Source organism: Granulosicoccus sp. 3-233 (genome assembly GCF_052681095.1).
This window is the reverse complement of the sequence record NZ_JBQYLE010000003.1, coordinates 459,504-485,265: the sequence shown is the minus strand read 5'-3', so window position 1 is coordinate 485,265 and position 25,762 is coordinate 459,504. Positions and strand designations below refer to the sequence as shown.

General features: G+C 59.4%; 26 protein-coding genes. 8 read left to right on the top strand and 18 right to left on the bottom strand.

What is annotated here, in order from left to right:
- Positions 1 to 73: 73 nt before the first annotated feature.
- Positions 74 to 736 (bottom strand): DUF3047 domain-containing protein, encoded by a 663-nt coding sequence (locus ACUNV4_RS11470; RefSeq protein ID WP_430878680.1) that lies wholly within the window; start codon positions 734 to 736, stop codon positions 74 to 76.
- 170 nt (positions 737 to 906) lie between these two features.
- On the opposite strand from ACUNV4_RS11470, the gene ACUNV4_RS11465 reads away from it, so the two are divergent.
- A complete protein-coding gene (locus tag ACUNV4_RS11465) occupies positions 907 to 1,938 on the top strand; it encodes a COX15/CtaA family protein (protein WP_430878679.1) in 1,032 nt (343 codons plus the stop codon).
- Between the two features lie 145 nt (positions 1,939 to 2,083).
- Entirely contained in the window at positions 2,084 to 2,431 is a 348-nt protein-coding gene (locus ACUNV4_RS11460) for a hypothetical protein (protein WP_430878678.1), read from the top strand.
- Positions 2,432 to 2,584: 153 nt separating this feature from the next.
- Here ACUNV4_RS11460 and ACUNV4_RS11455 read toward each other — a convergent pair whose 3' ends face one another.
- Positions 2,585 to 3,556 carry an NAD(P)-dependent alcohol dehydrogenase gene (locus ACUNV4_RS11455; RefSeq protein ID WP_430878677.1) on the bottom strand — a complete coding sequence of 324 codons (972 nt, stop codon included), beginning with the start codon at positions 3,554 to 3,556 and terminating at the stop codon, positions 2,585 to 2,587.
- A 98-nt stretch (positions 3,557 to 3,654) separates the two neighbouring features.
- Here ACUNV4_RS11455 and ACUNV4_RS11450 point away from each other — a divergent pair, with 98 nt between their 5' ends.
- A complete protein-coding gene (locus tag ACUNV4_RS11450) occupies positions 3,655 to 4,539 on the top strand; it encodes a LysR family transcriptional regulator (protein ID WP_430878676.1) in 885 nt (294 codons plus the stop codon).
- Positions 4,540 to 4,651: 112 nt separating this feature from the next.
- On the opposite strand, the gene ACUNV4_RS11445 is transcribed toward ACUNV4_RS11450, so the two are convergent.
- Positions 4,652 to 5,920 carry an O-acetylhomoserine aminocarboxypropyltransferase/cysteine synthase family protein gene (locus tag ACUNV4_RS11445; protein ID WP_430878675.1) on the bottom strand — a complete coding sequence of 423 codons (1,269 nt, stop codon included), beginning with the start codon at positions 5,918 to 5,920 and terminating at the stop codon, positions 4,652 to 4,654.
- A gap of 114 nt (positions 5,921 to 6,034) precedes the next feature.
- Positions 6,035 to 6,904 carry a LysR family transcriptional regulator gene (locus ACUNV4_RS11440; protein ID WP_430878674.1) on the bottom strand — a complete coding sequence of 290 codons (870 nt, stop codon included), beginning with the start codon at positions 6,902 to 6,904 and terminating at the stop codon, positions 6,035 to 6,037.
- Between the two features lie 137 nt (positions 6,905 to 7,041).
- On the opposite strand from ACUNV4_RS11440, the gene ACUNV4_RS11435 reads away from it, so the two are divergent.
- Both ACUNV4_RS11435 and ACUNV4_RS11430 read left to right on the top strand, forming a co-directional pair.
- Positions 7,042 to 7,164, top strand: coding sequence for an SDR family NAD(P)-dependent oxidoreductase (locus ACUNV4_RS11435; RefSeq protein ID WP_430878673.1), 123 nt, complete (start codon positions 7,042 to 7,044; stop codon positions 7,162 to 7,164).
- 167 nt (positions 7,165 to 7,331) lie between these two features.
- Positions 7,332 to 7,955 (top strand): ComEA family DNA-binding protein, encoded by a 624-nt coding sequence (locus ACUNV4_RS11430; protein WP_430878672.1) that lies wholly within the window; start codon positions 7,332 to 7,334, stop codon positions 7,953 to 7,955.
- A gap of 75 nt (positions 7,956 to 8,030) precedes the next feature.
- On the opposite strand, the gene ACUNV4_RS11425 is transcribed toward ACUNV4_RS11430, so the two are convergent.
- The 10 genes from ACUNV4_RS11425 to ACUNV4_RS11380 form a co-directional block, all read right to left on the bottom strand.
- Complete coding sequence (locus ACUNV4_RS11425) at positions 8,031 to 8,174, bottom strand: hypothetical protein (RefSeq protein ID WP_430878671.1); 144 nt, start codon at positions 8,172 to 8,174, stop codon at positions 8,031 to 8,033.
- A 12-nt stretch (positions 8,175 to 8,186) separates the two neighbouring features.
- A complete protein-coding gene (locus ACUNV4_RS11420) occupies positions 8,187 to 8,888 on the bottom strand; it encodes an SDR family oxidoreductase (protein WP_430878670.1) in 702 nt (233 codons plus the stop codon).
- A 13-nt stretch (positions 8,889 to 8,901) separates the two neighbouring features.
- Complete coding sequence (locus ACUNV4_RS11415; RefSeq protein WP_430878669.1) at positions 8,902 to 9,741, bottom strand: NAD-dependent epimerase/dehydratase family protein; 840 nt, start codon at positions 9,739 to 9,741, stop codon at positions 8,902 to 8,904.
- Positions 9,738 to 10,967: a pyridoxal phosphate-dependent aminotransferase gene (locus ACUNV4_RS11410; protein ID WP_430878668.1), complete on the bottom strand. Its 1,230-nt coding sequence runs from the start codon at positions 10,965 to 10,967 to the stop codon at positions 9,738 to 9,740. Before ACUNV4_RS11410 ends, ACUNV4_RS11415 begins: the two co-directional genes overlap by 4 nt.
- Positions 10,964 to 11,737: an HpcH/HpaI aldolase family protein gene (locus tag ACUNV4_RS11405; RefSeq protein WP_430878667.1), complete on the bottom strand. Its 774-nt coding sequence runs from the start codon at positions 11,735 to 11,737 to the stop codon at positions 10,964 to 10,966. Before ACUNV4_RS11405 ends, ACUNV4_RS11410 begins: the two co-directional genes overlap by 4 nt.
- On the bottom strand, positions 11,737 to 12,954 hold the full coding sequence (locus tag ACUNV4_RS11400; RefSeq protein ID WP_430878666.1) for an NAD(P)/FAD-dependent oxidoreductase: 1,218 nt from the start codon (positions 12,952 to 12,954) through the stop codon (positions 11,737 to 11,739). The genes ACUNV4_RS11405 and ACUNV4_RS11400 overlap by 1 nt, the downstream gene beginning before the upstream one ends.
- Complete coding sequence (locus ACUNV4_RS11395; protein ID WP_430878665.1) at positions 12,954 to 14,657, bottom strand: hydantoinase B/oxoprolinase family protein; 1,704 nt, start codon at positions 14,655 to 14,657, stop codon at positions 12,954 to 12,956. The genes ACUNV4_RS11400 and ACUNV4_RS11395 overlap by 1 nt, the downstream gene beginning before the upstream one ends.
- Positions 14,658 to 14,668: 11 nt before the next feature.
- Positions 14,669 to 16,747 (bottom strand): hydantoinase/oxoprolinase family protein, encoded by a 2,079-nt coding sequence (locus ACUNV4_RS11390; RefSeq protein WP_430878664.1) that lies wholly within the window; start codon positions 16,745 to 16,747, stop codon positions 14,669 to 14,671.
- 369 nt (positions 16,748 to 17,116) lie between these two features.
- Complete coding sequence (locus ACUNV4_RS11385; protein ID WP_430878663.1) at positions 17,117 to 18,022, bottom strand: LysR family transcriptional regulator; 906 nt, start codon at positions 18,020 to 18,022, stop codon at positions 17,117 to 17,119.
- A 95-nt stretch (positions 18,023 to 18,117) separates the two neighbouring features.
- The gene (locus ACUNV4_RS11380) at positions 18,118 to 18,645 is read right to left on the bottom strand and encodes an adenine phosphoribosyltransferase (RefSeq protein WP_430878662.1); all 528 of its coding nucleotides are present in this window, start codon (positions 18,643 to 18,645) and stop codon (positions 18,118 to 18,120) included.
- 161 nt (positions 18,646 to 18,806) lie between these two features.
- Here ACUNV4_RS11380 and ACUNV4_RS11375 point away from each other — a divergent pair, with 161 nt between their 5' ends.
- Together ACUNV4_RS11375 and ACUNV4_RS11370 are read left to right on the top strand one after the other, a co-directional pair.
- Positions 18,807 to 19,472: a DUF2959 domain-containing protein gene (locus ACUNV4_RS11375; RefSeq protein WP_430878661.1), complete on the top strand. Its 666-nt coding sequence runs from the start codon at positions 18,807 to 18,809 to the stop codon at positions 19,470 to 19,472.
- Between the two features lie 25 nt (positions 19,473 to 19,497).
- Positions 19,498 to 19,848 carry a DUF2288 domain-containing protein gene (locus ACUNV4_RS11370; RefSeq protein WP_430878660.1) on the top strand — a complete coding sequence of 117 codons (351 nt, stop codon included), beginning with the start codon at positions 19,498 to 19,500 and terminating at the stop codon, positions 19,846 to 19,848.
- A 134-nt stretch (positions 19,849 to 19,982) separates the two neighbouring features.
- Here the strand turns inward: ACUNV4_RS11370 and ACUNV4_RS11365 are convergent, their stop codons facing one another.
- Together ACUNV4_RS11365 and ACUNV4_RS11360 are read right to left on the bottom strand one after the other, a co-directional pair.
- Positions 19,983 to 20,819 carry a hypothetical protein gene (locus tag ACUNV4_RS11365; protein WP_430878659.1) on the bottom strand — a complete coding sequence of 279 codons (837 nt, stop codon included), beginning with the start codon at positions 20,817 to 20,819 and terminating at the stop codon, positions 19,983 to 19,985.
- A gap of 218 nt (positions 20,820 to 21,037) precedes the next feature.
- A complete protein-coding gene (locus tag ACUNV4_RS11360) occupies positions 21,038 to 21,802 on the bottom strand; it encodes a FadR/GntR family transcriptional regulator (protein WP_430878658.1) in 765 nt (254 codons plus the stop codon).
- A 166-nt stretch (positions 21,803 to 21,968) separates the two neighbouring features.
- On the opposite strand from ACUNV4_RS11360, the gene ACUNV4_RS11355 reads away from it, so the two are divergent.
- A complete protein-coding gene (locus ACUNV4_RS11355) occupies positions 21,969 to 23,156 on the top strand; it encodes an acyl-CoA dehydrogenase (protein ID WP_430878657.1) in 1,188 nt (395 codons plus the stop codon).
- Between the two features lie 9 nt (positions 23,157 to 23,165).
- Here the strand turns inward: ACUNV4_RS11355 and mnmC are convergent, their stop codons facing one another.
- A complete protein-coding gene (gene mnmC, locus ACUNV4_RS11350; protein ID WP_430878656.1) occupies positions 23,166 to 24,476 on the bottom strand; it encodes an FAD-dependent 5-carboxymethylaminomethyl-2-thiouridine(34) oxidoreductase MnmC in 1,311 nt (436 codons plus the stop codon).
- Positions 24,477 to 24,506: 30 nt separating this feature from the next.
- Positions 24,507 to 25,724 carry a flavodoxin-dependent (E)-4-hydroxy-3-methylbut-2-enyl-diphosphate synthase gene (ispG, locus tag ACUNV4_RS11345; protein WP_430878655.1) on the bottom strand — a complete coding sequence of 406 codons (1,218 nt, stop codon included), beginning with the start codon at positions 25,722 to 25,724 and terminating at the stop codon, positions 24,507 to 24,509.
- Between the last annotated feature and the right edge of the window lie 38 nt (positions 25,725 to 25,762).

The following is a 25,762-nucleotide window of genomic DNA, read 5'->3' as shown; positions in this document are numbered from 1 at the left end:
TCCTGCTCCTGCTCCTGCTCCTGCGCCTGCGTCTGCGTCTGCGTCTGCATCGGCTCCCGAGTCCGCTGGCCAGTTACTCGGCGCTGAAGCGGATCTCGCCGAACCAGGCCGTGCCCTCACGATCGGCATTGTCACCATCGACCATCACGGCATAGCCGCTGAGCATGGCGACGTCCAGATCGAAGTACTGCCTGAAATCTTCTGCCACATTGCGTCGCTGGCCAACCCAGTTGCCCACGTGCTCCTCACCGCTCTGAACCACGACCATCTGAGCCTTGTCCGTGAACGGGTTGGGCCAGGCTTCGTCCAGCGCTGACTGAGACGACCAGACATAGTTGATCGCCACGGTCTCCCAGGGCAGAAAGCCGGTCTTTGCCACCACATAGAGGCGAGCCGGGAAATCATCCCCGTTGCGACTGCGCTCGTCGATGCCCGGGTAAGTGCCATTCACTTTCCAGGACCATTCCACGATCGGGGTACTCTCCAGATCGATCTTCTGCTCGCGGTACAGGATCGAGGCCTGACCCTGCGTTTCGCCGCGCAATACTTGCACACCGTTTTCCTCTTCCAGCCGGTATTCGGTATTGCCCTTGAAGCTGCGTTCGGCCCAACCGGCCAGATCTGCCGTGGCGAAATCCCCACCGGGAGGCTCGCCGGGCAGGTTCGTGGATACATTGGCCATGACTCCAACAGGGATGATCAGACTGGCCAGCAGGCCTGCAAGAGACTGGCGCATGACAATATTCCGTCGGCGACGGATGGCTTGATTTTTCATGCACCTTCAGAACGACAGTCTGTGAAAAAAGTTCAGGGATAATTGCCGTTTCGCAGATGCAACGCCTCGGAAGTGCGTATGACGTACCATAAGCGTTTCATCGTGAAGCCATGCCGAGTCCTGCCCGCGCTATGCCCAGTCAATCGACCCAACGCCGTTTTCGCTGGTGTGCTGCCATTACGGTCACCACCATCTTTGCGCTGATTCTGGTAGGCGGAATCGTTCGCGCTACCGGTTCGGGCATGGGTTGTCCGGACTGGCCCACCTGTTTTGGTCAATGGGTTCCGCCGACCAGCGAAGCGCAATTGCCGGCGAACTATCAGGAGATCTACGCGGAGCGTGGTTATGCCGACACCACCTTCAATGTGCGCAAGACCTGGACCGAATATCTCAATCGGCTGCTGGGTGCGTTTACCGGTCTGACCATACTGGTCACTTTGCTGTTTTCCATACCGTATCGCCGCGACGAGCCGAAAATCTTCTGGTTTGCGTTGTCCGGCTTCATTCTGGTCGGCATTCAGGGGTGGCTGGGAGCCAGAGTGGTTGCCAGCAATCTGCACACCGGCATGATCACGCTTCACATGATGCTGGCCCAGGTCATCGTGGGCATCCTGATCGCGGCGCTGGTGCGGGCGGGCAGGGATCGCTACAGCGACATACACATCGATCGTCTACCGAAGTTCTTCTATCCCCTGATGATCACAGCGATGATAGCCGGCTTGCTGCAACTGGTCATGGGTACTCAGGTTCGCGAAGCTGTCGATCTCATCGCCCGCAGCAGCAACTTCACGGATCGGCATCTGTGGATAGACAATCTGCCGCTGATCTTCGGTATTCACAAGTACTACGCGATACCGCTGACCTTGCTCAATGGCTGGCTGATTCTGGCCGTACTCAATCATTCTCACTCCGTCATTCTGCGGCGGCTGAGCATCGCTCTGGGCGTTTTTCTGCTGGGTACCATTGCCATCGGCATGAGCATGGATCGACTGCACATGCCCCTGTTCTCACAGCCTCTGCACTTGTTACTGGCTTCGCTGATCTTCGGTACTCAATTGGCCATTCTGCTGATTCTGCGTCATGCGATCGTGGATGGATCTTCCGCAGATGGCACCACGCGGGCCGATTCGAGCGCACTGTCGACGGGCAAGGCCAATGGCTGAGCACCTGAAACAGGTCGCTCCGCAAGCGGTCCGACAACCGGGGCCGTGAACCCGCCAGGGCCTGACACAGGCTGCAAGGCAGGCTTGATTCAAGGTAGGCTGGTGCTGCGGCCAGGCCGCATAAGCTATCTGCCGGGTGTGTATCATGGAATTTGCATTGTCGGATATCGCGTTCAAGGATGTCGGGCTGCATGTTGTCAGCAGTCTGGCAGCATTCATCGTTGTCGATTTCTACAAGTCGATACGCTCGCGCGACAGGGCACAGAGGCGGCAGGGCGATGCCATCAGGCGCGTTGCTGCTGCCGGTGATGGGGCAGCGACTGGTCGGCAATCGGGCGCCAGCCCGCAAGTACGGCGCAGCTGGCTAAGCCTGTTGTTCGGCTGGCTGTTTCTGTTTCTGTTCAAGCTCGTCGTCAAGGCAACGCTGGCATTGCTGATAGCAGGTCTTGCCATCGGCTGGCTGCAGAGCAAGGTCGATGTGGCTGCCGCCTAACGTCTTTCGCCAGACACGGCAGACAGCCTGTTGGCGGCTGCATTCTTTCTCCTGATGGTGCTGGTATGGTGGATACTGCCGATTCGGCTGTTCAAGCGCTAGCGACATTGCAGTACACCACAGGTGAGAAAGGCGTGGCCTCTGTCATTTCATTCAGGGCTTCACGACGATGTTGCCTCGTTTGTGTCCGGTATCGATGTATTCATGCGCTTGGGCAATCTCGGACAGGGCATATTCTCTGGTGATGCTGATGCACAGTCTGCCTTGCTCCAGTAATGGCAGCACGCCCTGCAACAGGCTCAGGCGTTCCGCCGTGGGCAGCAAGCCGGTGGCCGAAAACAGCACCTGGCGAGAACCGCTGAGGCGAGAGAGCAGCACGCGTATCAGCAGAGGCAGGCTCAATACCGGAGAAAGGAAGCGACCCTTCTCCCGCAGGGCATCCATGGCTGGCCTCATGTCGAGCTTGCCGACGGCATCATAGATCAGATCGAAACGTTCATCCCCCTGCAGGGGGTCGGAGACGTTGTAGTCGATGACCTCATCGGCCCCCAACGAACGCACGAAGTCATGGTTCTCACGGCCGCAAACTGCGACGACCGTTGCGCCGGCGCATTTCGCCAGTTGCACGGCGGCGCTGCCGAGGCTGCCTGCAGCGCCGTTGATCAGCACACGCTGGCCGGATTCTACGTTGCCGAGTCGATACAGGAAATTGCTGGATGTCACCACGCCATCGCAGACGGTAGCGGCTTCCGCATGACTGAGGTTGTCCGGCTTGCGACAGATCACCTCGTCCTGTGGCACACAGACGTACTCGCAATGCGTGCCGGCACCCAGAACGCTCTCCCCCATGACCGCCTCACCGATGCGGAAGCGGCTCACGGCGCTGCCGGAGGCTTCGATCACGCCGCTGAATCCGGTGCCGGATACCGGGTGGCGAGGTTTGAAGAGTCCGAGAAACAGCCTGCCATAGCGAGGCGTTCCGCGACGCATCATGCTATCGGCTGCTGTCACCGATGAGGCGACGATGCGTACCAGAATCTCGTTGTCGGCTGGAACGGGTTTGGGCTGCGAGGTAAGCTGCAGTACCTGTGGTGCACCGTAGCGGGTCTGGATGACGGCTTGCATGGCATTCTCCTGGCTGGCACATGATCGGGAAGGAGAGTGTGGCTGCGCCGATTGCTGAAGAAAACCTCTGCCGACGCATGGCTGGTATGTGAAATCGTATGGACTGGAAATCTGTCAATTTTGACTGGAACCACGCGCGTGCCTTTCTCGTCACGGCGGAGGAGGGTTCACTGACGGCGGCTGCCCAGGCACTGGGCACAACCCAGCCGACCCTGGGTCGCCAGGTCGCCGCGCTGGAAGAGGAACTGAGCGTCGTTCTGTTCGATCGTGCCGCCGGGAGGCTGGTGTTGACTCCCGCGGGCAAGGCATTGCTCGAATTCGTGCAGGCCATGGGAGAGTCCGCTCTGCATGTATCCAGAGTGGCGGACAGTCATGCCACCGGTCTGCGAGGCAAGGTATCCGTGTCTGTCAGTGAGGTCTATGCCGCATTCCTGCTGCCACCGATTCTCGAGAAACTGCGCCGTGAGGAACCGGAAATCGAGGTGGAAATCGTTGCCGAGAATACCGTCAGTGACCTTGGTCGACGCGAGGCGGACATCGCGGTACGCAATTTTCGACCGGAAGAGCCGGATCTGATTGCACGCAAGATCCGCGATGATTCAGGGCGGCTGTATGCCACGCCTGCCTATCTCCAGTCGATAGGCAATCCGAGCAGGCCTGAGGATTTCAGCGAGGCCAGTTTCATCGGTTTTGCCGATCCGGCCAGTATTCTGCAATGGCTCAATGGTGTCGGCATGAGCCTGACCGAGCGCAACATGCCCTTGATGACTCGCAGCTATCTGGTGCACTGGTCGATGGTCAAGCAGGGTCTGGGTATCGGCATCATGCCCGAGCAGATCGGCGATGCCGAGACGGCTGTGGTTCGCGCCTGTCCGAACATGCCGGCTTTCGAATTTCCCATCTGGCTGGTGTCGCACCGTGAGCTGAGGCACAGCAGGCGCATCAGGGCGGTATTCGACAGCTTGGCCAGTGGTTTGAGCTGATCTTGCTCACATCGGCCTGGCACAGCAGCGGCCACCATCACCGTGGCCGCTGGCGGTAAGGTAGCGGAACAAGGAGTGCCGCTGCGATACCGCTTCGTGATCCAGTCGAATATCAGACCTTGCTCAGCGCCTGCTCCAGATCGGCGATGATGTCATCGATATGTTCGATGCCCAGTGACAGGCGCACCATGTCAGGGGTGACGCCGGCGGTTGCCAGTTCTTCTTCATTCAGCTGGCGGTGGGTGGTGGCGGCGGGCATCGATGCCAATGACTTGGAATCACCGATATTCACCAGGCGCAGAACCAGTTGCAGTGCATCGTAGAAGCGTATGCCTGCGTCCAGGCCGCCCTCGACACCGAAACTCAGGATGCCGGATGCCTTGCCGCCCATGTACTGCTGGGCCAGTGCGTGATCCTTGTGCGTTGGCAGGCCGGCATAGCTGACCCATTTGACCTTGTCATGGCCATCCAGATATTCGGCGACAGCCAGCGTGTTCTGACAAATCCGTTCGACGCGCAGCGACAAGGTCTCCAGTCCCTGCAGCAGATTCCAGGCAGCCTGTGCCGACAGTGCGGCTCCCATGTTGCGCAGTGGCACGACACGCGCCCGGGTGATGAAGGCTGCTTCACCGACATCGCGCGTATAGCTGACGCCGTGGTAGGAGACGTCGGGCTCGGTGAGCAGGGAAAATCGCTCGCCCTGTTCAGCCCAGGGAAACTTGCCGGAGTCCACAATGACCCCGCCGACCGTGGTGCCATGTCCGCCTATGTACTTGGTGGCGGAATGCACGACGATGTCGGCACCGTGTTCGATCGGTCGGCAGAGGGTTGGCGTGGCCACGGTGTTGTCCACGATCAGCGGTACGCCGTGCTCGTGTGCCAGGTTGGCCAACCGGGCGATATCCACCACGCCACCGGAAGGGTTACCGATGCTTTCGCAGTAGATGGCCTTGGTACGGCTGTCGATCAGTGCGGCAATGCCGTCGAAATCATCCTTGTCGGCGAAGCGTGTGGTCAGACCCATTCGCGGGAAGGTGTGGGCGAACAGATTGTAGGTACCTCCGTACAGTTCGCTGATGGAGACGATGTTGTCTCCGGCTTCGGCGATGGTCTGGATGGCGTAGGTGATGGCCGACATTCCCGAGGCCACACTGAGCGCGCCGATTCCGCCTTCAAGGGCGGCCACCCGCTGCTCGAGAACCGCACAGGTCGGGTTCATGATGCGTGAGTAGATGTTGCCGGCGACCTTCAGATCGAACAGGTCTGCGCCATGCTGGGCATTGTCGAAGGAATAGGCTGTGGTCTGATGAATGGGCACAGCGACCGAGTGTTGCTCATCCGGCGTATAGCCATGATGCAGTGCAATGGTTTCCGGCTTCATGCTGATGGGTCTTCCAGGTGGTGGTATGGGGGCAATATCATCCCACAGTCACGCTCCGGCTGCGCTGGAAACTCGCCATGCCGGCTTTCTCGTTCTGCCACGCATCGCTGGAAATCAAGGGGCGAATTCGATACTGCCCAACCAGTCTAGAAAGACCTGAAGCCGCGGTGACAGCTGGCGGTCCCGCGGATACAGGACCGATACCGGGGAGGGGGCCGGCGGCGTGTCGGCAAGGACTTCGACCAAACGGCCGGCAGCCAGATCAGCCGCCATGTGATATCGCGGTGCCTGTATCAGGCCCATGCCCAGACGAGCGGCAACCAGCATGGTATCGGCACCGGTTGTCACGAAACCTGCCGGGACCTGGCGTTGCTCTTGCCGTCCGTCAATCGTGAAGTAGAGCGGAAGTGCGTCACCCGTCTGCGAGGACAGGTAGGCGATCATGCGGTGCCCATCCAGATCGTCGGGAGAGCGGGGCATGCCGTGATGGGCGAGATAGGCGGGCGAGGCTACTGTCACCTCGGGCAGCAGGCCCAGCTGGCGTGCTATCAGATCGCTGTCTTCCGGGACGCCGACGCGCAGCACGCAGTCCACGCCTTCCCGTATCAGATCGACCAGTCGATCGCCCTCCGAGAGCACCAGTTCGATGCCCGGACATTCCGACTGAAAATGCTCGAGCTGCGGCAGCAGGAAGTATCTGGCCAGAGTGCCGTGCACATCCACACGCAACCTCCCCCGCGGCAGGCTGCCCTGGAAGCCGTTCTCGGCTTCCTCGACCGCATTGATGATGCTCAGGCATTTTCGGTACCAGACTTGCCCGTCGAGCGTGGGCGCAACGATTCGTGTGGTCCGGTCCAGCAGTTTGATGCCCAGGCGATTTTCACTGCGCTTGATGATATCGCTTACCGTCGATGCCGGCAGACCCAACGCCTCTGCGGCCTTGCTGAAACTGTTCATCTCCACAACGCGGGTGAAGACTCTCATTTCCTCAAACCGATCCATTATCCGATTATCCAGAATACTGTGTCCGATGATTGTCCCATTATCTGCCGTCGATCAGTCGATATTGTCATCGTGGCGTTCAGCAGGGCGTCTTCAATCTTGCTGGAGCAGACGTGGACATGACTCAGGACAGCAGGATAGCCATCGTGACTGGCGGCTCGCGGGGAATCGGTGCAGCAGTGGCCAGACAGCTGGCCGCCGATGGATTCTCGATCATCGTCAATAAGCTGCCAGACGCATGACCTGGCAATTGTGGTGGAACCGCAGGGCGGCTGGATCAATGATCAGACGCTGCGTACCAATGGCGGGGCTGTGTAGTTCGTGATATTGCAAGTCTGCGTATCTGTGAAAAAAAACAGTAGAGTGCGGTTGGTCTGTCGCACAAGGCTTGTCTACAAGGCAGAATCGGTTGAAGGAATCAGCCAAACCCGACAAGGATGTCGCCATGCCCAGCAATCCCAATTCTCGATGGTTTTCAATCTGCCTGCCTGTCCTCTGGGCCTGGCTCTGCTTGCAGCCTGTTATCGCGGCAGGCGCGCCGGTCTCCGCGCCTGAAAACACTACTGCAGTGGATCGCTATTCGCAAAGTCCGCGATGGCAGGTGCATTCCCGAACCGGCGCGCGCTACGAGACTCGCCTGCAAGGCTCTGTGACAGAGGAGGAGCCAGCCGATGATGATGTCGTGCAGGCAGAGAGTGTGGACATCAACAGGGCCACGGCAGAGGAGTTGGCCGCAGCCCTGCCGGGCATCGGCCCGAGCAAGGCTCGAAACATCATCGAGTGGCGGGAGACGCACGGCCCGTTTCGCAGCATCGAGCAGTTGCTGGAAGTATCGGGCATCGGGCCGAGGACGCTGGAGAACATAAGACCCCATGTGCGTCTGGGAGATGCCTTGTCACGGCGGAAAACGCCACCGGCTCCGGAAACGGGAACTGGCGAGGCCGAGGTGGTGATGGCCTTGAGCAGGGTCATTCGTCGGGTGGAGGAGGACAAGCGCCAGGTACTGGAGGGCGTGCGTGATGCTGTTCCCTGATTCCATGCCCGGCGCATTGTGCCGACTTGCCGTTCGATCTGTTTCAGTTGAAGACCAGGTCAGGTAGAAAGGTGACTATGCGGAGTCACCGAACTCCTTGTCGAACCAGGGCTTCTGTGCCTCCATCAGGCGATGAGCGGCGTCGTAGTTGCCAGCGACATTGGGCAGGCTGTCAAGGGTATAGCGCGAGCCGTAGGCGGTTTCTGGTCGTGGACTCATGTCTCATTGAGGCTAGACAGAACGGGTAATGCCGCCATCGACTCGGATGTTCTGTCCGGTGATGTAGGTGCCGCCCTCGGAGGCCAGAAAGGCCACGACGCTGGCAATTTCATTACGGGAACTGCCATAACGTCCCATGGGTATCATCGAACGGAATTCTTCCTTTTCAGGCAGACTGTCGATGAACCCCGGCAGAACATTGTTCATGCGGATGTTCTCCGCTGCGTACTTGTCGGCAAACAGCTTGGAAAATGCCGCAAGACCTGCACGCATGACACCCGATGTCGGGAAGACCGGATTCGGTTCGAATGCTGCAAAGGTTGAAATATTGATGATCGTGCCACCGCCTTGCTGCTGCATGATGGGGGTCACGAGACGGGTCGGCCGCACGGCGTTGAGAAAATAGACGTCCATGCCCTCATGCCAGTCTTCGTCGCTCAGCTCGAGTACCGGTGCGCGAGGGCCGTGACCGGCAGAATTGACCAGAACATCGATTCGCCCCCATTCATTCATTGCCGTATCAACCAGCCTCTGCAGGTCATCCACCGATCGGTTGCTGCCGGTCACGCCGACGCCACCAAGCTCCTTCGCCAGTGCCTCGCCCTTGCCGGAGGAGGACAGGATTCCCACCTGGAAACCGTCCGCCGCCAATGCTCGGGCGCTATCAGCGCCCATGCCGCTACCACCGGCCGTAATCAGTGCTGTCTTTTTCATCATCATCTTCCTCTCAGGTTTTTCCGATGTCTTCGGGGTTGAGGTTCAAGTGCGCCACGCCACTGTTGCCCAATGGGACCGCCGCAAACGGACCGCCATGACAAGCATTGCCGGGATCCTGTGGATCCAGTGGTCCAGTCTTGGCGTAGATCTCCCTGGCGAATTTTTCGGCATTGTCCTTTGGCCGATAGCCCAGGTGACTGGCACGTGCATTGTCTACAGGTACGCGGTCATTGTCGGAGACACCGTAGACTACCGAGAAGCCGGTAACTGGCGTGTCAACGGCACGTTCGACAAGCTGGACAAGGTCTTCATAGCTGAGCCAGGTGCCCACGGCTCGAGGGTTGGACACTTGCGCGCAACTCAGAATTCGCATGCAGACCGATTCCACACCGCGCTTGTCCCAGTACAGACTGGCCAGATCCTCGGCGAAACACTTTGCCAGGCCATAGAAGGTATCGGGACGATGTGGTGCATCAGTGCCGATGAAGACGCTCTTGCGGTGCATGCCCACGGCATGAATGGAGGACGCATAGACCACCCTGCGGACACCGCAACGATAGGCGGCCTCCCAGATATTGTAGGCGCCGATGATGTTCGGCCCCAGGATGGTCTCGAACTCGGCCTCATCACCATAGGCCCCGAAATGCACCACCATGTCAGCCCCTTCCAGAAGCGCAAGCATGGCATCCAGATCCTGCAGATCGGCCTGCACATAGCTCTCGCCTGGCAAGGTCTTGCCGATATCCCCGGCAATATCGGTTGATATCAGGCTATCACACAAGCCGGACAGGGGTTCGCGCAGGTAGGAGCCGAGACGGCCGGCTGCGCCGGTGAGAACGAGTTTCTTCATGTCGGGTTTGCCCTGGTTTTCGGAAGTTTCAATCTGCCCACCGCGGCGCCGATGCGTGTCATCGCCTCGCCCAGAACCTCTTCGGAGGCCGCTGTGGAAATGCGAAAGAAGGGCGACAGTTCATAGGCGCTGCCGGGAACGGCAGCGATGCCGGCCGCTTGCAGCAGGTATTGCGTCAATGCGTCATCGCTGTCAATCAGGCTGCCTTCCGGTGTCTGCGCGCCAATCAGGTCTGCGCAACCGATCAGTGCATAGAAAGCACCACCGGGCGGGTCGAGTGTGAGCCCGGGAATGGACTTGACATGGTCGAGTACGAGATCACGACGGCGTTCGAAGGCCGCACGGAAACGTCGTACCTCATCCTGAGGTCCGTTCAGGGCGGCGGCCGCGGCTGCCTGGGCGATGGAGCAGGCACCCGAACTGATCTGGCTCTGTACCTTGGTCATCGCTGCTATCAGCTCTGCGTGGCCCGCGCCATAGCCGATCCTCCAACCGGTCATCGCGTAGGCCTTGGATACCCCGTTGACCGTCAGGACTCGATCTGCGAGTTGGGGCCAGGCGGCAGCAGCGGACATGAATTGCCGACCATCGAACAGGATGTGTTCATAGATCTCGTCGGACAGAATCAGCACTCGAGGATGCCTTTCCAGCACCTTGCCCAGTGCGCGCAGTTCATCATCGGTGTAAACCGCACCAGCCGGGTTGGACGGCTGATTGAGGAACAACCAGCGAGTTCTGTCAGTGATGGCGTCGGCCAGTCGATTCGGTGACAGCAGAAATCCCTCGTCTGCCGAACATTCGACAGCGACAGGCTGACCGCCCAGAATCAGGACGATATCCTTGTATTGTCCGAAGTAGGGGGCTGCCAGCAGGACTTCATCACCCGGTTCCAGGCTTGCCATCATGGCGTTGAAGATGACTTGCTTGGCACCATTGCAGACAATCACCTCGTCTGCCGAGTAGTCCAGAGCGTTCTCGCGTTTCAGCTTGGCGAGGACTGCCGCCTTCAGAGTCGCTGTACCGCCAGTGGGTGGGTAGCGGGTCTCGCCAGCCAGAGCCGCTTCATGGGCGGCGGTCTTGATATGCGCGGGTGTCTCGAAATCGGGTTCGCCGAGGCCGAGGTCAATGACATCCTCGCCCCGGGCACGCGCATCGCGGGCTGCCTGGCTGACCCAGGCAGAAGCGGATGGTTTGACGGACGCCAGGCGTGAAGCAGCGTAATTCATCGTGCAGTTCCTCTGACATGGGCCAACAATGCGTCAGCACTTCTGGCCAGCAGCGCGGTGTCACTGCCGCAGGCAACGAAGGTGAAGCCCTCGTTCAACAGTTCGGTGGCAAAGTCCGGGTCGAGCACCAGTGTACCCACCGGCAAGCCCCGGGCGATGAGCTTCTTCGCGGCAGGTTTGATCAGTTCCCAGACCGCCGGGTCCATGGGCTGCCCGGGCTTGCCCAGGTCGGCGGCGATATCGGCGGGTCCGAAGAAAATGCCGTTGATACCCTCGATCTGCGCGATTTCCTCGGCGCTGTGGACAGCCGCGCAGGTTTCCAGCTGCAACAGTACGGCGGTTTCCTGTTCGACACGTTGCAGATAATCCGTCACTCGACCGAACCGGGTGGCTCGGGTCGATCCACTGACGCCTCGCATGCCGCGTGGCGGGTAGCGCGTCGAATCGACAGCGAGCCGGGCTTCCTCCACTGACTGGATCATCGGAAACAGAAGGCCGGGTGCGCCAAGATCAAGCAGACGCTTGACAGCTACCGGGTTGTTCCATTCGACGCGCACGATGGGTACCGTGGAGTAGGCGGCGAAGGCCTGCAATTGTCCCAGAACGCTGAAGTAGTCGTTCGGGCTGTGTTCCATGTCGATCAGAGCCCAGTCATAACCGGCGGGTGCCACGACCTCCGCTGCAAAATGGTTGGACAGACTGACCCACAGACCCACCTGCTTCCGGTTGGTAGCCAGGGCTTGCACAAAGGGATTGGCTGGCAGCTTCATCAGATGATCGCCTTTTCGATGATCGGGTGACCGTTGATGATTCGTTCGTAGTTGAAGGGGCGCAGATCCAGTGTCCGGTACTCGCCATAGGTCAACCACTCAGCGGTACCTCGCCCCATGGCCGGAGCCTGCTGCAAGCCATGACCGGAAAATCCGTTGAGAAAGATGAAATTCTCCAGCTCGGGATGAGGGCCCATGATCGCGTTGTGGTCAAAGGTGTTGTAGGCATAGTGACCGGCCCATTCGGATTGCACCTTGATGGCTTCGAACTGAGGAATGCGAGTGGCAAGAATCGGCCATACATGGTTCTCCCACAGCGAAAAGTCCATGCTGTAGTCGTCGTAGTCCACAGCGGGGTCGAAGTCGGAATGGCCACCACACTGATAACTGCCTCCGCCGTTTTCGCGCACATGCACACCGGACGGATCAATGGTCAATGGCAGATCACGATCGAGCGGAGAATCTGCCTTGAAAATCCAGGAGTAGCGCTTGCGCGGCTCCACCGGTACAGTCAGACCGGCCATCTGTGCGGTCCGGGCAGCACGCGGACCCGAGGCGTTGAGCAGCTGGCCGCAAGCGATCACCTCTCCGGACTTCAGGGTGATGGACGCCACTCTCTTGTCGTCGTCAGTGCGATGGATGCCAATGACCGCGTTCTGGATGTATTCCACGCCACGCTCACGGGCCGATCGTCGCAGCCAGTCGAACACGGCAGTGGCATCCCAGAATCCTTCATCAACCAGATTGATCGACCCCAGAACAATGTCATCCACGTTGTAGAACGGGTAGGCCTGCTTGATCTGATCCGGTGACAGCAGTCGAGTCGCTGCACCGGCGGCGGTCTGTACAGCCTGGCTTTCGCGCAGGGTGGCGGCAAAGTCATCATTGTCGGCCAGGTACAGATAGCCGAAACTGCGTATCGACAGCTCGGGCACGCGCTCGTCACCACCCATGTATTGACGCAGATTCTTCACGAAATCCGCTGCGAACTGGCTGATCCTGACATTCAGGTCGGTGGAGAATTGCTGGCGCATGCAGGAATTGGTGTGTGTGGTCGAGCAGGCTTCGTAGCTCGTATCGCGCTCCACCACCAACACCGAGCCGTTGAAGTCCGCGTTGTCGCTGAGAAACCAGGCGGCAGAAGCCCCCATGATGGCACCGCCCACGATGACCACATCGTAGTGACTGCGCGTGGCTGTCGATGTGATGCTGGCCATCAGAGTGCCTCTCCCTTTCTGACGCTTGCTTCAACAGCAGCTATCTCACTGGCAGACAGTCCGTAATCACGCGCAGCGGTCTCGGCCGATATATAGCCGCGTGCCAGATCGCGTCTGATCAGGGCCGGGTCGCGTTCCATCGGCTCGCCGTAACCGGCCCCCCCTGGAAATGCCATGACCACCTTGCGCCCATGAGGTACGAACTGCTTGCCCTTGACGTGCATGCTGCTGCCGTCATCCTGCGCGATGGTGGTGGCAGCGCCCTGATGGCCTCCTCGTCGTCCACGGGCCGGGTACTGGCTGCGATCGAACATGGCTTGAATGTCGAACTCATGGCCGGGCATGGCGCCGACTTCCATGAACTGACCCAGGCCGCCACGCGTCTTGCCTGATCCACCGCTGTCGGGCCGCAGTTCCTTGCGCCAGATGATGACCGGGCCTGCATGTTCAGTGGCCTCGATCGGCATGGTCATGACCCCCGACGGAAAGGCTGTGGCATTGAGACCATCATGCTCGGGTCGTGCGCCGGAACCTCCGGAATTGAAGGTCAGCACTTCGGATCTTCGAGCATCGGCAGGGGCGGGTGCGTCGCTACGGGGCCGCAGGGACACCTGGAAATTGCACAGGCAGCCGGCACCTTCGGCGGGTACCAGCCCCGGCACGATCTTGTCGAATGCGTCGTACACGGTATCGGGCACGAAATGGCCGACGATATGGCGCAGGGCTACCGGAGCCGGATGCAGGGCGTTGACGATGCTGTTGGCCGGTGCTTCGATTTCAAACGGAGCCAGTGAAGCGGCGTTGTTCGGAATCTCGGGTGCGATGGCGACTTTCAGCGCGTAGCAGGCATAGGCCTTGGCATAGACCAGCGGGCAGTTGATGCCCTTCTTGTCCAGCCCGGAAGATCCGCTGAAATCGGAGACGATCCGGTCTTCATGTACCGTAACCTTGACTTTGAGTGTGATGGGTTTGTCGAAGCCGTCGATCGTCATCTCGCCTTCGGCCGCCTGGCGGGGCAGGGCGGCAATGCGTTCAAGAGTGGCACGACGCGAGTTGTCGAGGATGAAGTCGGCAATTCCGTCCAGCTGCGACAAGTCGAATTCCTGCATCATGTCGATCAGGCGGCGGTGACCGATCTCGTTGCAGCTCGTCAGGGCATACATGTCGCCAATCAACTGATCCGGTTCACGCACATTGCCTCGGACGATATTCACCAGGGTTGCATTGACCTGGCCGAGTTCGGCGAAATTCATGATCGGGATATAGAGCCCTTCCTCGTAGACACTGGCAGCATCTGCGCCGAAGCCGCGACCACCGATATCGACGATATGTGCGGTGCAGGCGAAGAATCCGACCAGCGCTCCCTTGTGAAACGATGGTGTGACCATGGTGATGTCATGCAGGTGACCTGTGCCTTCCCAGGGATCGTTGGTGATGAAGACATCACCGTCGAAGATGTTTTCCCGGCCGATCCGGCGGATGAAATGCGCCACCGCGTCCGCCATGGCGTTTACGTGACCGGGGGTACCGGTCACGGCCTGGGCAAGCATCCTTCCGTGGGTGTCATAGACGCCGGCTGACAGATCCCCGGCTTCGCGCACCGACGTGGAGAAGGCGGTTCTTACCAGTGCCTGTGCCTGCTCTTCGACGACCGAGATCAGGCGGTTCCACATGACCTGGTACGAGACTCTTGAATGTTCCATGATGATTCTCCTCAGTCTTTGATCACGATGTCGATGCAGCCGTCCGGCTGTCTGATGGCATCGCGGCTGGCCGGCACGATGATGGTGGTTTCCGCTTCGGTGAGCACTGCCGGGCCGTGTGCCCGCTGCCCGCTTTGCAGGGAAGAGCGCTCGATGACATGGGTGTCCAGAAACGAGCGTCTGGCAGCGTCGAACAGCTGGCGAGTGCCATTCAGCTGTGCGGCCATGTCGCCCTGGCTCGTTTCAACCGGCGCAACGCTCTCCGGTGGTGTCGTGGCATTCACCGACCACACGGTGATTTCCACGTCCATACCGGCCACGGGACGTCCGAACAGTTTGGTGTAGTCCTCCTCGAACCGTGCCTGGAAGGTCTCGGCATTCGGGTTCATGGCCTGCGATTCGCTCAGTTGAATCGGAATCTCCCAGCCCTGGCCGGTGTAGCGCATGTAGACCTTGAACTCGGCAAGGATGTTGGCGTCAGGGTCACAGCTGCGTACAAAGCCGGTCGCCTCCGACTTCAGATCGGTCAGGAGAGACTGGATCTGCTCCGGGTTGAAGTCGCTGAGTTTCATGTAGACCGAGCGATTGGCCTCGAAGCTGAACGGTGCGCGCAGAAACCCGATGGCGGATCCAACTCCGGCACCCGGTGGCACCAGCAGGCGACGAACGCCCAGTTTCTCGCACAGACGACCGGCATGCAGCGGGGCGGCTCCGCCAAAGGCAATCATGGTGTATTCGCTCAGATCCTCGCCATTTTCCACCGCGTGTACCCGAGCGGCATTGGCCATGTTCTCGTCGACCACTTCGGCAACACCGAAGGCCGCTTCGGTGGCCTCCATTTCCAGACTCTGCCCAATGTGCTGTATCAGTGCCGTTCCGGAGGCGTCGGGATAGAGCTTGATCGAGCCACCGGCAAAATTGTCCGGATCCAGTTTGCCGAGAACCAGATCGGCATCGGTGACACCCGGCCGTTCTCCACCCCGTCCGTAACAGGCCGGACCCGGTTCCGAACCGGCACTTTCAGGGCCGACGCGAATCTGGCCCATGGCATCGACGTGGGCAAGGGAGCCGCCTCCGGCACCGATCTCGACCATGTCGATGACCGGAATGGATATGGGCATGCCTGACCCCTTCTTGAACCGGTAAGTGCGTGCCACCTCGAATACCCGGGCGGTCTTGGGTGTCTGGTGCTTGATCAGGCAGATCTTCGCGGTCGTGCCGCCCATGTCGAAGCTCAGTACCTTGTCCAGAGCGTAGCGTGCTGCAATGTGTGCCGCGAAGACAGCGCCACCGGCGGGGCCGGATTCCACCAGGCGTACGGGAAAATCGGCAGCATTGTCGATCGAGATGATGCCGCCGCCGGAATGCATCAGGAAGATGTTGCAGCGGACTCCTTCATCCTGCAGTCGTGCCTCCAGCCTTCCCAGATAGGACTTCATCAAGGGCTTGATGTAGGCATTGGCCACCACGGTATTGAAGCGTTCGTATTCACGCATCTGTGGACTGACTTCCGATGAGATCGATACCATCACCTCGGGAAGCCTTGCAGCCAGTACTTCGCGAATCAGCCGTTCATGGGAATCATTGAGGTAGCTGTGAATCAGTCCGACAGCGATGCTTTCCACACCGGTTTCGGCAATGCGATCGACGATGGCTTCGACATCCGAGCGCTCGAGAGCCACCATGATGTCCCCCTTGGCGTTGACCCTCTCGGGCACGGTGAAACGCATCTGCCTTGGCAGCAGAGGTTCTGGCAGGTTGAGGTTCAGGTCGTATTGTTCAAAACGGCTTTCGGTACGCATCTCGATGACATCGCGAAAACCTTCGGTGGTGATCAGAGCCGTCTTCGCACCGCGCCGTTCGATCAGGGCATTGGTGGCAAGCGTGGTACCGTGAATGATCTGCTCGATATCTGCAGGGACAATGTCGGCCTTGGCGCAGACCTGCTGCATCCCGTCGATGATGGCCGTTTCAGGTGCCGCGTAGGTGGTGAGCACCTTGGTCGAGTACTGACGACCCTGTTTCTCGAGGACAACGTCGGTGAACGTGCCACCGATATCGACGCCCAAACGGATTGATGATGATTTCATACTGTCTGTCCTTCCTGCCTGGAGACTCACGAAAGAGGTGACGACTCGTACCGTCAGCCGGGTAAGCGGCTTGCAGTACTGACCTCGATGAGGCATGAATCCACGACCAGAAATCGTCGTCGGCCGGGTGGCGCTCGGTTCGCGTCATACCGGCGCCTACAGCTGCGTACCCGGTATTTCCAGGCCTCACCTGGAGTCACAAGGCCAGGGTCTGAAAAAACCTGCGTGCGCGACTGTATTCACCGATCTATCGCGTTTCCGGTTCGCGTCTTCATGTCTCATCGAGGCTGACTCGACGGGAACAGGGTCGACGGAAACGATGATCAAATCAAATTGTTTGTTTTGATACGGGTGATCAATTCAAATGATTCATGCCGGAGTCTGGCGTGCCGTTTCCAAAGCGCACTCGGCAGCGGCCTGCACGAAACGCGGTGCTCGATTCCGGTCATAGCGGGCATGGAGCTCCAGTTCCGAAGGCAGCCAGTCACTGTTGATCTGCTTCAGGCGCTTCTGCCTGATGGCATCGCGAACCAGTACCTCGGGCAGCAGAGCAAAGCCCATGCTGTCGATGGCCATCTGTATGCAGGAGGACAGACTGCTCGAATACACGATCCGGTCGCTGGGCAGGTCACAGGATTCCACGCGTTTTGACAGTTCTCTGGAGACCTGGGAATGTCGGGCATGGGTCAGTACTGGTGACTGCAACAGACGGGCGAGGCCGGGCTTGCGGCCGATACCGGCCGCCAGATCCGGCGCAGCCACCCAGACGTAGGCGTAGCTGGCCAATGACAGGGAAGCGGTGGATTCGTGCAGGAAAGGGCCGGTTTGCAGGGCGAGATCGATCTGCCCTGCAGACAGTTCCTTTTCTATCTCGACGGAGAGGTTGACTTGCAGTTCCACGATCACCGACGGATAGGCAATACGAAACTGCCTCAGAAAATCGTGCAGCCAGCTGCAGGCCACCAGCTCCGTGACACCCAGCCTGAGGCGCTCGGTGATCAGGTCCTGCCGTTCGGCCGTCTCCAGGAATTCCTCGGAGGCCCAGAGAATCTTTCTGGCAGAGCCGAGCAGACTGATGCCTTTTTCGGTGAGGCGGATCGAGCCCGCATCCCGATGCATCAGCAGTACGCCGAGACTGTCTTCCAGAGAGGAAATCCGCGCGGATATGTTTGGCTGCGTCGTACCCAGTACGTCTGCCGCCTTGCGAAAGGTGCCGAAGTCGACGACGCAGACAAAGGCCTCCAGTTGCTTGAGCGTGATCCGACTCTTGATCATCAGTGACCCGTGCTCTGCCGGAAATCGTGGTGCGATGCAGAGCGCCTTGACAAGATCACGCTGGTTTCCAACGGCGATGCATGACAGTGGCGGATTCAGTCGCCGTCGAATTCACACAGTATGTTCACCGGCACATCCAGAGCCTCGATGCGTGCCCGACCGCCGAGCGCTGGCAGGTCGATGATGAATGAACTGCCGATCACCTTGGCGCCGGCCCGCCGAATCAGCTTGATGCCGGCTTCACAGGTACCGCCGGTGGCGATCAGGTCGTCAACCAGCAGAACGCGTTCCCCCGGCTTCAGTGCGTCTTCATGCAGTTCCATGGTGGCCTCACCGTACTCCAGTGTGTAGGACTCGCTCATTCGTGGTCCGGGCAGCTTGCCCGATTTGCGAATCGGCACGAAACCGACGGACAGCTGATGAGCAATCGCTCCACCCATGATGAAGCCACGTGCTTCCAGTGCCGCTACCTTGTCAATCCGGTCGCCGGCATAGGGATGCAGCAACTGGTCGATGGCCATGCGAAAGGCCTGTGCATCGCCGAACAGAGTCGTCACGTCACGAAACTGGATGCCGGGTTTGGGAAAGTCGGGAATGGTACGGATGGAGTCGCGGATGTTCATCGATGGTGTCCGGAAAATGTGGTGGTCTGCTTGTCTATCGGCCGGCAGTTGCAGCGGCATCAATGCAGTCCTCAGGGCCGTCTGCAGTGACCCACAGGGTAACACTGACCGATCCGGAGCCGCGGGCCGTCGTTTGCAAGGAGCGTGATATTATTGCCGCCATGAACTCAGAGTCAGTCAACATCATGCGTTTCATCAAGAATACGGTATTGGCAGTAGCCGTTGTGTCATTGGCAAGCTGCACCACCATCAAGTACAACACACTTGAAAAGATCGGTATCCACAAGCGCGATCTGCTGGTCGGCAATGTCGAAGACACGCGCGATGCACAAAAGGATGCACAGAAGGAGTTCAAGGACGCGCTGGAACGTTTCGGCTCGGTGGTATCTCTGGAAAACACCAACCTGAAGAAGGCCTACGATCGTCTCAGTGACGAATACGATGACGCCAGAGATGCTGCCGATGAAGTGTCCGAGCAGATCGGAGAGGTGGAAGATGTTGCTGCCGACCTGTTCAAGGAGTGGCGTCAGGAAATCAAGACCTATTCCGATGAAGTGCTGCGTCGTGACAGTGAGAACAAGCTGCGTGACACCGAAGCGCGCTACAAGGAAATGCACAAGAGCATGAAGCAGGCCGAGGCCAGCATGCAGCCGGTGTTGTCATCGCTGCACGATAATGTGCTCTACCTCAAGCACAACCTGAATGCCCAGGCAGTGGGTTCCTTGCGATCCACCTTCAGCAACCTGCAGGGCGACATCGGCGTACTGGTCGAGCGCATGAACCAGTCGATCGCCCGTTCCGACGAATTCATCAAGCAGATGAAATAAGTGGTGTCGAATGAGCGTTAAGGACATGTCAAATAGTGACGATACGGCGCAGGAAGCAGACCTGTCGGAATCGCTGAACGGAGAGACAGCCATCATCGCCTGGTCGGAACTGGTCAGGCATTTTGCTCGCGGTGTCGTGATCCATGTCACCGCAGAACTCGATCTGGTGGAAACCGCTGCCAGTGTGGCCCGTGACGATACATCAGCGGTGCAAAGCTGGCTGGAGAGCGGGCTGATGCGTCGGGCCAGCGACGATGACGCGCGGGACTGGACAGAACGCGAACCGGATTTCTGGTGTGTGGTCACGGCACCATGGGTTCTGGTGCAGGAGAAGCAACCGGAAGCAGCAGACTCCACGCCTCGGGTAGTGCACTAGATACACCTGTGGAGCCATGCAGGGCCGTTGAGGCATGGTTGGTACCGAGATGTTGTTCAGCCTCTGCCATGCCGCTCAGGTTTCGGTTGGCTTCGCCAAGTATCTGTTATTGCGCCGTTACGGATCCTGCGTCATCAACTCCATCGCAGGGTTTGCTGTTCACGCCGTTCGATGAATTCTCCCGTGTCGATCATCTGTCGACGATGCTGGCGCACGTACTGCCAGAGCTGATCCAGCTCGACATCGATTCGTACGCTGCAGGCAACGGCCACCGGTATCCAGCTGCCGTGTGGTGACAGATCCGCGAGGGCTTGTTGATACGTTGCGGTGAGCTGGCTAGCAGGAGGCTCGCTGCTTCCGTCTGCCTTGATCACGGCAATGATATCGGCCATGGTCAGTGGGCTCTCCCGCATGTTCGGCGATTGATCGTCGACGACGGATGAAACCAGCACCAGACAACAGTCCACCATCTCGGAGACCAGGCTGTGGGTAGGATCGTCATCAGCGGTTTCCACCAACACCACATCGAATCCCGCAGCCTCGCATAACAGCAGCGATGTGCGCGTCACCCGAGTCACGCCAGCCGAACACCCGTCGCGCGCCGAACGGTGAACGAAGGCCTCATCTTGTGGCGACAAGTCCCTCATGTGTGTCTGCTGACTCGGCGTACTGCCACGGGGGTGCTGCCTGCCGGGATCGATTGCCAGGACGGCCACCCGGTGCCCCAGTTCGATCAGGCGCAAGCCCAGCGATTCGATGAAAGCGTTCCTGTTGGCACAATGGGTACCATTGACACTGATGCGTATGGCTTTGCCGGTGCGCGACAACAGACGCTGCACGGCGTCCTGTACCAGTGTCTGATGTGAGGCGCTAGCGGATTCGGCAAGGGTGATGGCGTGAGCGAGCATGGATCGGTCACGCGCCAGTACGCCATGCGCCAATGTCTCGCTGCTGACTTCGGGGTCCGTCATCAGGATACTGCAGCCTCAGGCAATACTCTCGTCATCTCGAGACTGCAATGCTTCAGCGGTGATGCTGTCGTGTTGATCATCGAATCGATCTCGAGTTTTCTGGTGGCGCAGTATACCGTTTGCCTATTTCACCGGCGTCCTGAAGGCGTAATCGATCCAGCATCCGAACTCTGACAACGGTGAACTCGGCCATTGCAAGCTCGAGTAGTCGGTTCGAATCAGCGCGTCACTCCCAGAAAGTGCTGGTGCAGTTGACCCTCCAGCTCGCGATTGAAGTGTTCTGCCGATTGCATGTGTTCGAGCATGAGTTGTCGGGCGGCAGCAGCATCCCTGGCGCGCAAAGCGTCGATCAGCTGCCTGTGATAGACCAGATTGGCGCAGGAGAATTCCCGCTGCTCGGGCAGTGCCGATTTCTTGAAGATGACCAGGTCGCGAATCATGTCATTGATGAACCGTCCGATGAAGGCCAGCATGGCGTTGCCACAGCGCTGTGCGAGCAATACATGGAAGTCGAGTTCGGCAATGCGCTGATCGATGCGCTCTTCCAGAGTTTCCGGAGTCACCTCGCAGCAGCGAACCAGCGCTTCCAGCGTTTCCAGATCGTCTTCGGTGATACGGGGGGTGGCGAGTGCGGCTATTTCCGGCTCTATCAGCGTGCGCAAGGCGTAGATCTCCGGTCCGGACGGCTGATCGAAGTGCAGGTAGTTGCGTAGCAGTTCGCTGGCTTTTTCGAAGGGCACCCGTTCGAGAATGGCGCCCCCATTGGGTCCGGTGCGAATGGTGACCAATCCCTGTACTTCCAGTGATTTCAAGGCCTCCCTGACCGTGCCTTTTGAACATTCGAACTGTTCCATCAACTCGCGCTCATTGGGCAGGCGTTCACCCGGTTCCATCCGGTTCAGCGCTACCCAGCTCTTCACTGACTCGACAATCTGGTCAGATCGCTTTATCCGCTTGGGAATCCGCAGGCTCTTGTCGTTCATCTGATGGGAGGGTCACCGGTTGAAGAGGCATTCTGCCATAAGGGAAATCGCTATCTTACTTTAGTTCAATCAACCTATTTATTATTATAAATAGTATGATTTATCGCCAGTCGGACTCGGATCCCTTGCGTTCGGCTCGTGGACACTCAAACGTCGGAGATTGGAAATGTCACACTCATCAGGTTTCAACTGGGATGACCCGCTGTTGCTCGATCAACAACTGAGCACGGAAGAGCGTCAGATCAGTGAGGCTGCCCGTGCCTACTGCCAGCAGCAGTTGCAGCCTCGTGTGCTGGCTGCCTATCGTGAAGAGCGCTTCGATCGCGAGATATTCGTTGAAATGGGTGAAATGGGATTGCTGGGTGCAACGGTGGCCGAGCAGTACGGTGGTGCGGGGCTCAATCACGTGGCCTACGGATTGATTGCCCGTGAGGTGGAACGGGTGGATTCCGGCTATCGTTCCGCCATGAGTGTGCAGTCTTCTCTGGTCATGTTTCCGATCGAGTCCTATGGCTCGGAAGAACAGAAGATGAAGTATCTGCCGCGCCTGGCCAGTGGCGAACTGGTAGGCTGTTTCGGTCTGACCGAGCCTGACCACGGCTCCGATCCCGGGTCGATGATCACGCGAGCCAGCAAGGTCGATGGCGGATATTCTCTGACCGGTCAGAAAATGTGGATCACCAACAGTCCGATTGCCGACCTTGCCATTGTCTGGGCGAAATCGGAGGCTCACGAAGGCAGGATTCGCGGCTTCATCGTCGAGCGTGGCGACAAGGGCTTCTCGACGCCCACGATTGAAGGCAAACTCAGCCTGCGCGCCTCCGTCACCGGTGAAATCGTGCTGGACAATGTCTTCGTGCCGGAAGAGAACCTGTTACCCGGTGCCAGCGGTCTGGCCGGTCCGTTCGGCTGCCTGAACAAGGCTCGCTTCGGCATTGCCTGGGGCACACTGGGTGCCGCTGAATTCTGCTGGCATGCAGCGCGTCAATACACTCTGGACAGAAAGCAGTTCGGTCGCCCGCTGGCGGCAAACCAGCTGGTGCAGCTCAAGCTGGCCAACATGCAGACAGACATTGCCCTTGGCTTGCAGGCGGCGTTGCAGGTGGGCCGCCTGATGGACAGTGGCAACTGGGCGCCGGAAATGGTGTCGCTGATCAAGCGTAACAACTGCGGCAAGGCGCTGGATATCGCCCGACTTGCTCGAGACATGCACGGTGGCAATGGCATCTCTGATGAATACGGCGTCATGAGGCATATGGTCAATCTGGAGACCGTCAATACCTATGAGGGTACCCACGATGTGCATGCGCTGATTCTCGGTCGCGCGCAGACCGGCATTCAGGCGTTTTGCTGATCGCCTGTATCAGGCTCTGGCGGTTACGCCCCGTCTGAGGTCACGGAGCCGGAAGCGCGCCGGGTTCAGCAGATCCGCCCAGTCGCTGTCGGCCTCCGGTTGTGTCGGTTCGTCGTCTTCCTGCATCAATCGGTCGGCGAGCCACTCGGCTGCCAGGGGGGCGGTGATGATGCCCCTGGAGCCCAGTCCGCCCAGCAGATAGAGACCGGAATGGCAGGGTAGCGAGGGGTAATGCGCAGGTGATCTGCCGTGTCGCAGGTCGGCATAGACTTTCTCTACACGGGGCAGATCCGGTGCAGGTCCTGCTACCGGCAGTCTGTCCGGTGTGGTTGTTCGCACACCGGCGCTGCCGGAAAGCGCCTTGTCGTGAACCCGGATGGCGGGGAGCATCGAGCGCAGTCCTGTCAGATTGTGCGCATGATCTTCGGCAAGAACGTGATCGTGGCAGATGTCGCGTTGGAAGCTGGCGCCTACTACAATAGTGTCACCGTCCGGGATCAGATAGTGCTTGCCGTTGATGACGCAGCGAGGGCGTGGCGAACCGTCACGCAGGGCAAAACGACTCAGCTGTCCGCGGGCAGGCACCAGTGGAAGTGATCGGGTCTGCTCGAAACCTTTCAGTGCGGTTCCGCAGGCCAGTACGAGGCGCCTTGTCCAGCAATGGCTGTCATCCTGCAAGCCGAGCCGCCACAGTGGATCGCCCGAGTGCACACCCTGGTTGCTGAATTCGAGTACCCGTGTGCCAAGCTCCAGGTCTATGTTCGGATGTGCGACCAGTGAGCGACACAGTTCCCCGGGATTCAACCAACCTCCGTCTGCGAAATGCAGGGCGGGACTGCCGACGGCAAACCCGGCCATACCCGTCACCTGATCGGCATTCAGGGACTGGTAGTGCGGTGAAGGAGGGTAGGCCTTGTTGACCAGTTGCAGTACACCGCATTCGGTCAATCGCCTTGTGCCGGACGCCGTTCGGGAAAGCCCGGTCAGCGTCTGCAGGTGTCGTCTCAGGCAGGTGTGCGCCTGTACATGGAAGTCCATGGCCCGGCAGGGGCTGCGCGTGACGTGGGGTTTGGCGATGCCTGCCGGGTTGCCGGAGGCGCCATTTGCCACGGTGTCGCCGGCTTCCAGCAGTCGGACGCGTATGCCACGTTCTGCCAGCAGTCGAGCCAGCCAGCAACCGGCCAGACCTGCTCCCAAGATGATCAGTGGATCGAGTTGTGCCCGAGGTCCGCGTTCGGGCAAGGGGCTTGTCTTGTCCGAGGCACGAAGAGCCGATGTCGCCGTGTGGAAACGGTTCCAGGGCTTGCATGTCGGCCTCACGGGCTGTCCGGGATGTTTCCCGGCAGGTCGTCAGGCACTCTCGCGCTGATAATTGCGCTTCACGTAGTCGTAGACGATCTGCTGGAATTCCTCGGCGATGTTGTCGCCCTTGAGGGTCATGGCCTTTTCGCCATCGATGTAGACAGGGGCAATGGGGCGCTCACCCGTGCCGGGCAGACTGATGCCGATGTTGGCGTGCTTGCTCTCCCCCGGACCGTTCACCACACAGCCCATGACAGCCACCGACATATCGGCAACTCCCGGGTGTTCCGCTTTCCAGTTGGGCATACTGTCACGCAGGTAGGTCTGAATGCGGCTGGCCAGCTCCTGGAAATAAGTGCTGCTGGTGCGCCCGCAACCGGGGCAGGCAGTGACCATGGGTGTGAAGGAGCGCAGGCCCATGGTCTGCAGGATTTCCTGACCCACCACGACTTCGCGGGTGCGGTCCCCGCCGGGCTCCGGAGTCAGCGAGATACGAATGGTATCGCCGATACCCTGTTGCAGCAGAATGGCCAGTGCCGCGGTGGAGGCCACGATGCCCTTGGAGCCCATGCCAGCCTCGGTCAGGCCCAGGTGCAGGGCGTAATCGCACTGAGAGGCCAGCGTCTCATAGACCTGAACCAGATCCTGCACTCGACTCATCTTGCACGACAGAATGATCTTGTCCTTCGGCAGGCCGAGTTCCACGGCGCGAGCAGCACTGTCCACTGCCGACTTGATGACCGCTTCGCGATTGATCTGTTCCAGCGGCTTGGGGTGGGGCTTCGCCGCGTTCTCGTCGAGCATGCGTGCCAGCAACTCCTGATCCATGCTGCCCCAGTTGGCACCGATGCGCACCGGCTTGTCGTTCCTGGCCGCAATCTCGATCATCTGGGCAAACTGCTCATCGCGCTTCGAGCCGCGTCCGACATTGCCCGGATTTATGCGGTATTTGGCCAGTGCAGTGGCACAATCAGGCACAGCCGACAGTAATTTGTGGCCATTGAAGTGAAAATCACCTACCAGTGGTACGTCGAGGTCCATGGCCAGCAGCCGGTCGCGAATCTCCGGCACGGCATTGGCTGCGGCTTCGGTATTGACGGTGATGCGCACCAGCTCGGAACCGGCACGATACAGGTCAGCCACCTGAGCGACGGTGCGTATGACGTCCTCGGTGTCGGTGTTCGTCATCGATTGAACCACGATCGGCGCGGTTCCTCCGACGGTGACTGGGCCGACTTGGACAGATCGTGTGGTTTTACGTGGCATTGGGGGAATTAAATGCTTGATCGGAAACCTGATGAGCC

Excerpts from the sequence above, each read along its gene's own strand:
- ACUNV4_RS11470 (WP_430878680.1), bottom strand. The coding sequence starts at position 736 with ATGCGCCAGTCTCTTGCAGGCCTGCTGGCCAGTCTGATCATCCCTGTT.
- ACUNV4_RS11465 (WP_430878679.1), top strand. The coding sequence starts at position 907 with ATGCCCAGTCAATCGACCCAACGCCGTTTTCGCTGGTGTGCTGCCATT.
- ACUNV4_RS11460 (WP_430878678.1), top strand. The coding sequence starts at position 2,084 with ATGGAATTTGCATTGTCGGATATCGCGTTCAAGGATGTCGGGCTGCAT.
- ACUNV4_RS11455 (WP_430878677.1), bottom strand. The coding sequence starts at position 3,556 with ATGCAAGCCGTCATCCAGACCCGCTACGGTGCACCACAGGTACTGCAG.
- ACUNV4_RS11450 (WP_430878676.1), top strand. The coding sequence starts at position 3,655 with ATGGACTGGAAATCTGTCAATTTTGACTGGAACCACGCGCGTGCCTTT.
- ACUNV4_RS11445 (WP_430878675.1), bottom strand. The coding sequence starts at position 5,920 with ATGAAGCCGGAAACCATTGCACTGCATCATGGCTATACGCCGGATGAG.
- ACUNV4_RS11440 (WP_430878674.1), bottom strand. The coding sequence starts at position 6,904 with ATGAGAGTCTTCACCCGCGTTGTGGAGATGAACAGTTTCAGCAAGGCC.
- ACUNV4_RS11435 (WP_430878673.1), top strand. The coding sequence starts at position 7,042 with ATGACTCAGGACAGCAGGATAGCCATCGTGACTGGCGGCTCGCGGGGA.
- ACUNV4_RS11425 (WP_430878671.1), bottom strand. The coding sequence starts at position 8,174 with ATGAGTCCACGACCAGAAACCGCCTACGGCTCGCGCTATACCCTTGAC.
- ACUNV4_RS11420 (WP_430878670.1), bottom strand. The coding sequence starts at position 8,888 with ATGAAAAAGACAGCACTGATTACGGCCGGTGGTAGCGGCATGGGCGCT.
- ACUNV4_RS11415 (WP_430878669.1), bottom strand. The coding sequence starts at position 9,741 with ATGAAGAAACTCGTTCTCACCGGCGCAGCCGGCCGTCTCGGCTCCTAC.
- ACUNV4_RS11410 (WP_430878668.1), bottom strand. The coding sequence starts at position 10,967 with ATGAATTACGCTGCTTCACGCCTGGCGTCCGTCAAACCATCCGCTTCT.
- ACUNV4_RS11405 (WP_430878667.1), bottom strand. The coding sequence starts at position 11,737 with ATGAAGCTGCCAGCCAATCCCTTTGTGCAAGCCCTGGCTACCAACCGG.
- ACUNV4_RS11400 (WP_430878666.1), bottom strand. The coding sequence starts at position 12,954 with ATGGCCAGCATCACATCGACAGCCACGCGCAGTCACTACGATGTGGTC.
- ACUNV4_RS11395 (WP_430878665.1), bottom strand. The coding sequence starts at position 14,657 with ATGGAACATTCAAGAGTCTCGTACCAGGTCATGTGGAACCGCCTGATC.
- ACUNV4_RS11390 (WP_430878664.1), bottom strand. The coding sequence starts at position 16,747 with ATGAAATCATCATCAATCCGTTTGGGCGTCGATATCGGTGGCACGTTC.
- ACUNV4_RS11385 (WP_430878663.1), bottom strand. The coding sequence starts at position 18,022 with ATGATCAAGAGTCGGATCACGCTCAAGCAACTGGAGGCCTTTGTCTGC.
- ACUNV4_RS11380 (WP_430878662.1), bottom strand. The coding sequence starts at position 18,645 with ATGAACATCCGCGACTCCATCCGTACCATTCCCGACTTTCCCAAACCC.
- ACUNV4_RS11375 (WP_430878661.1), top strand. The coding sequence starts at position 18,807 with ATGAACTCAGAGTCAGTCAACATCATGCGTTTCATCAAGAATACGGTA.
- ACUNV4_RS11370 (WP_430878660.1), top strand. The coding sequence starts at position 19,498 with ATGTCAAATAGTGACGATACGGCGCAGGAAGCAGACCTGTCGGAATCG.
- ACUNV4_RS11365 (WP_430878659.1), bottom strand. The coding sequence starts at position 20,819 with ATGACGGACCCCGAAGTCAGCAGCGAGACATTGGCGCATGGCGTACTG.
- ACUNV4_RS11360 (WP_430878658.1), bottom strand. The coding sequence starts at position 21,802 with ATGAACGACAAGAGCCTGCGGATTCCCAAGCGGATAAAGCGATCTGAC.
- ACUNV4_RS11355 (WP_430878657.1), top strand. The coding sequence starts at position 21,969 with ATGTCACACTCATCAGGTTTCAACTGGGATGACCCGCTGTTGCTCGAT.
- ispG (WP_430878655.1), bottom strand. The coding sequence starts at position 25,724 with ATGCCACGTAAAACCACACGATCTGTCCAAGTCGGCCCAGTCACCGTC.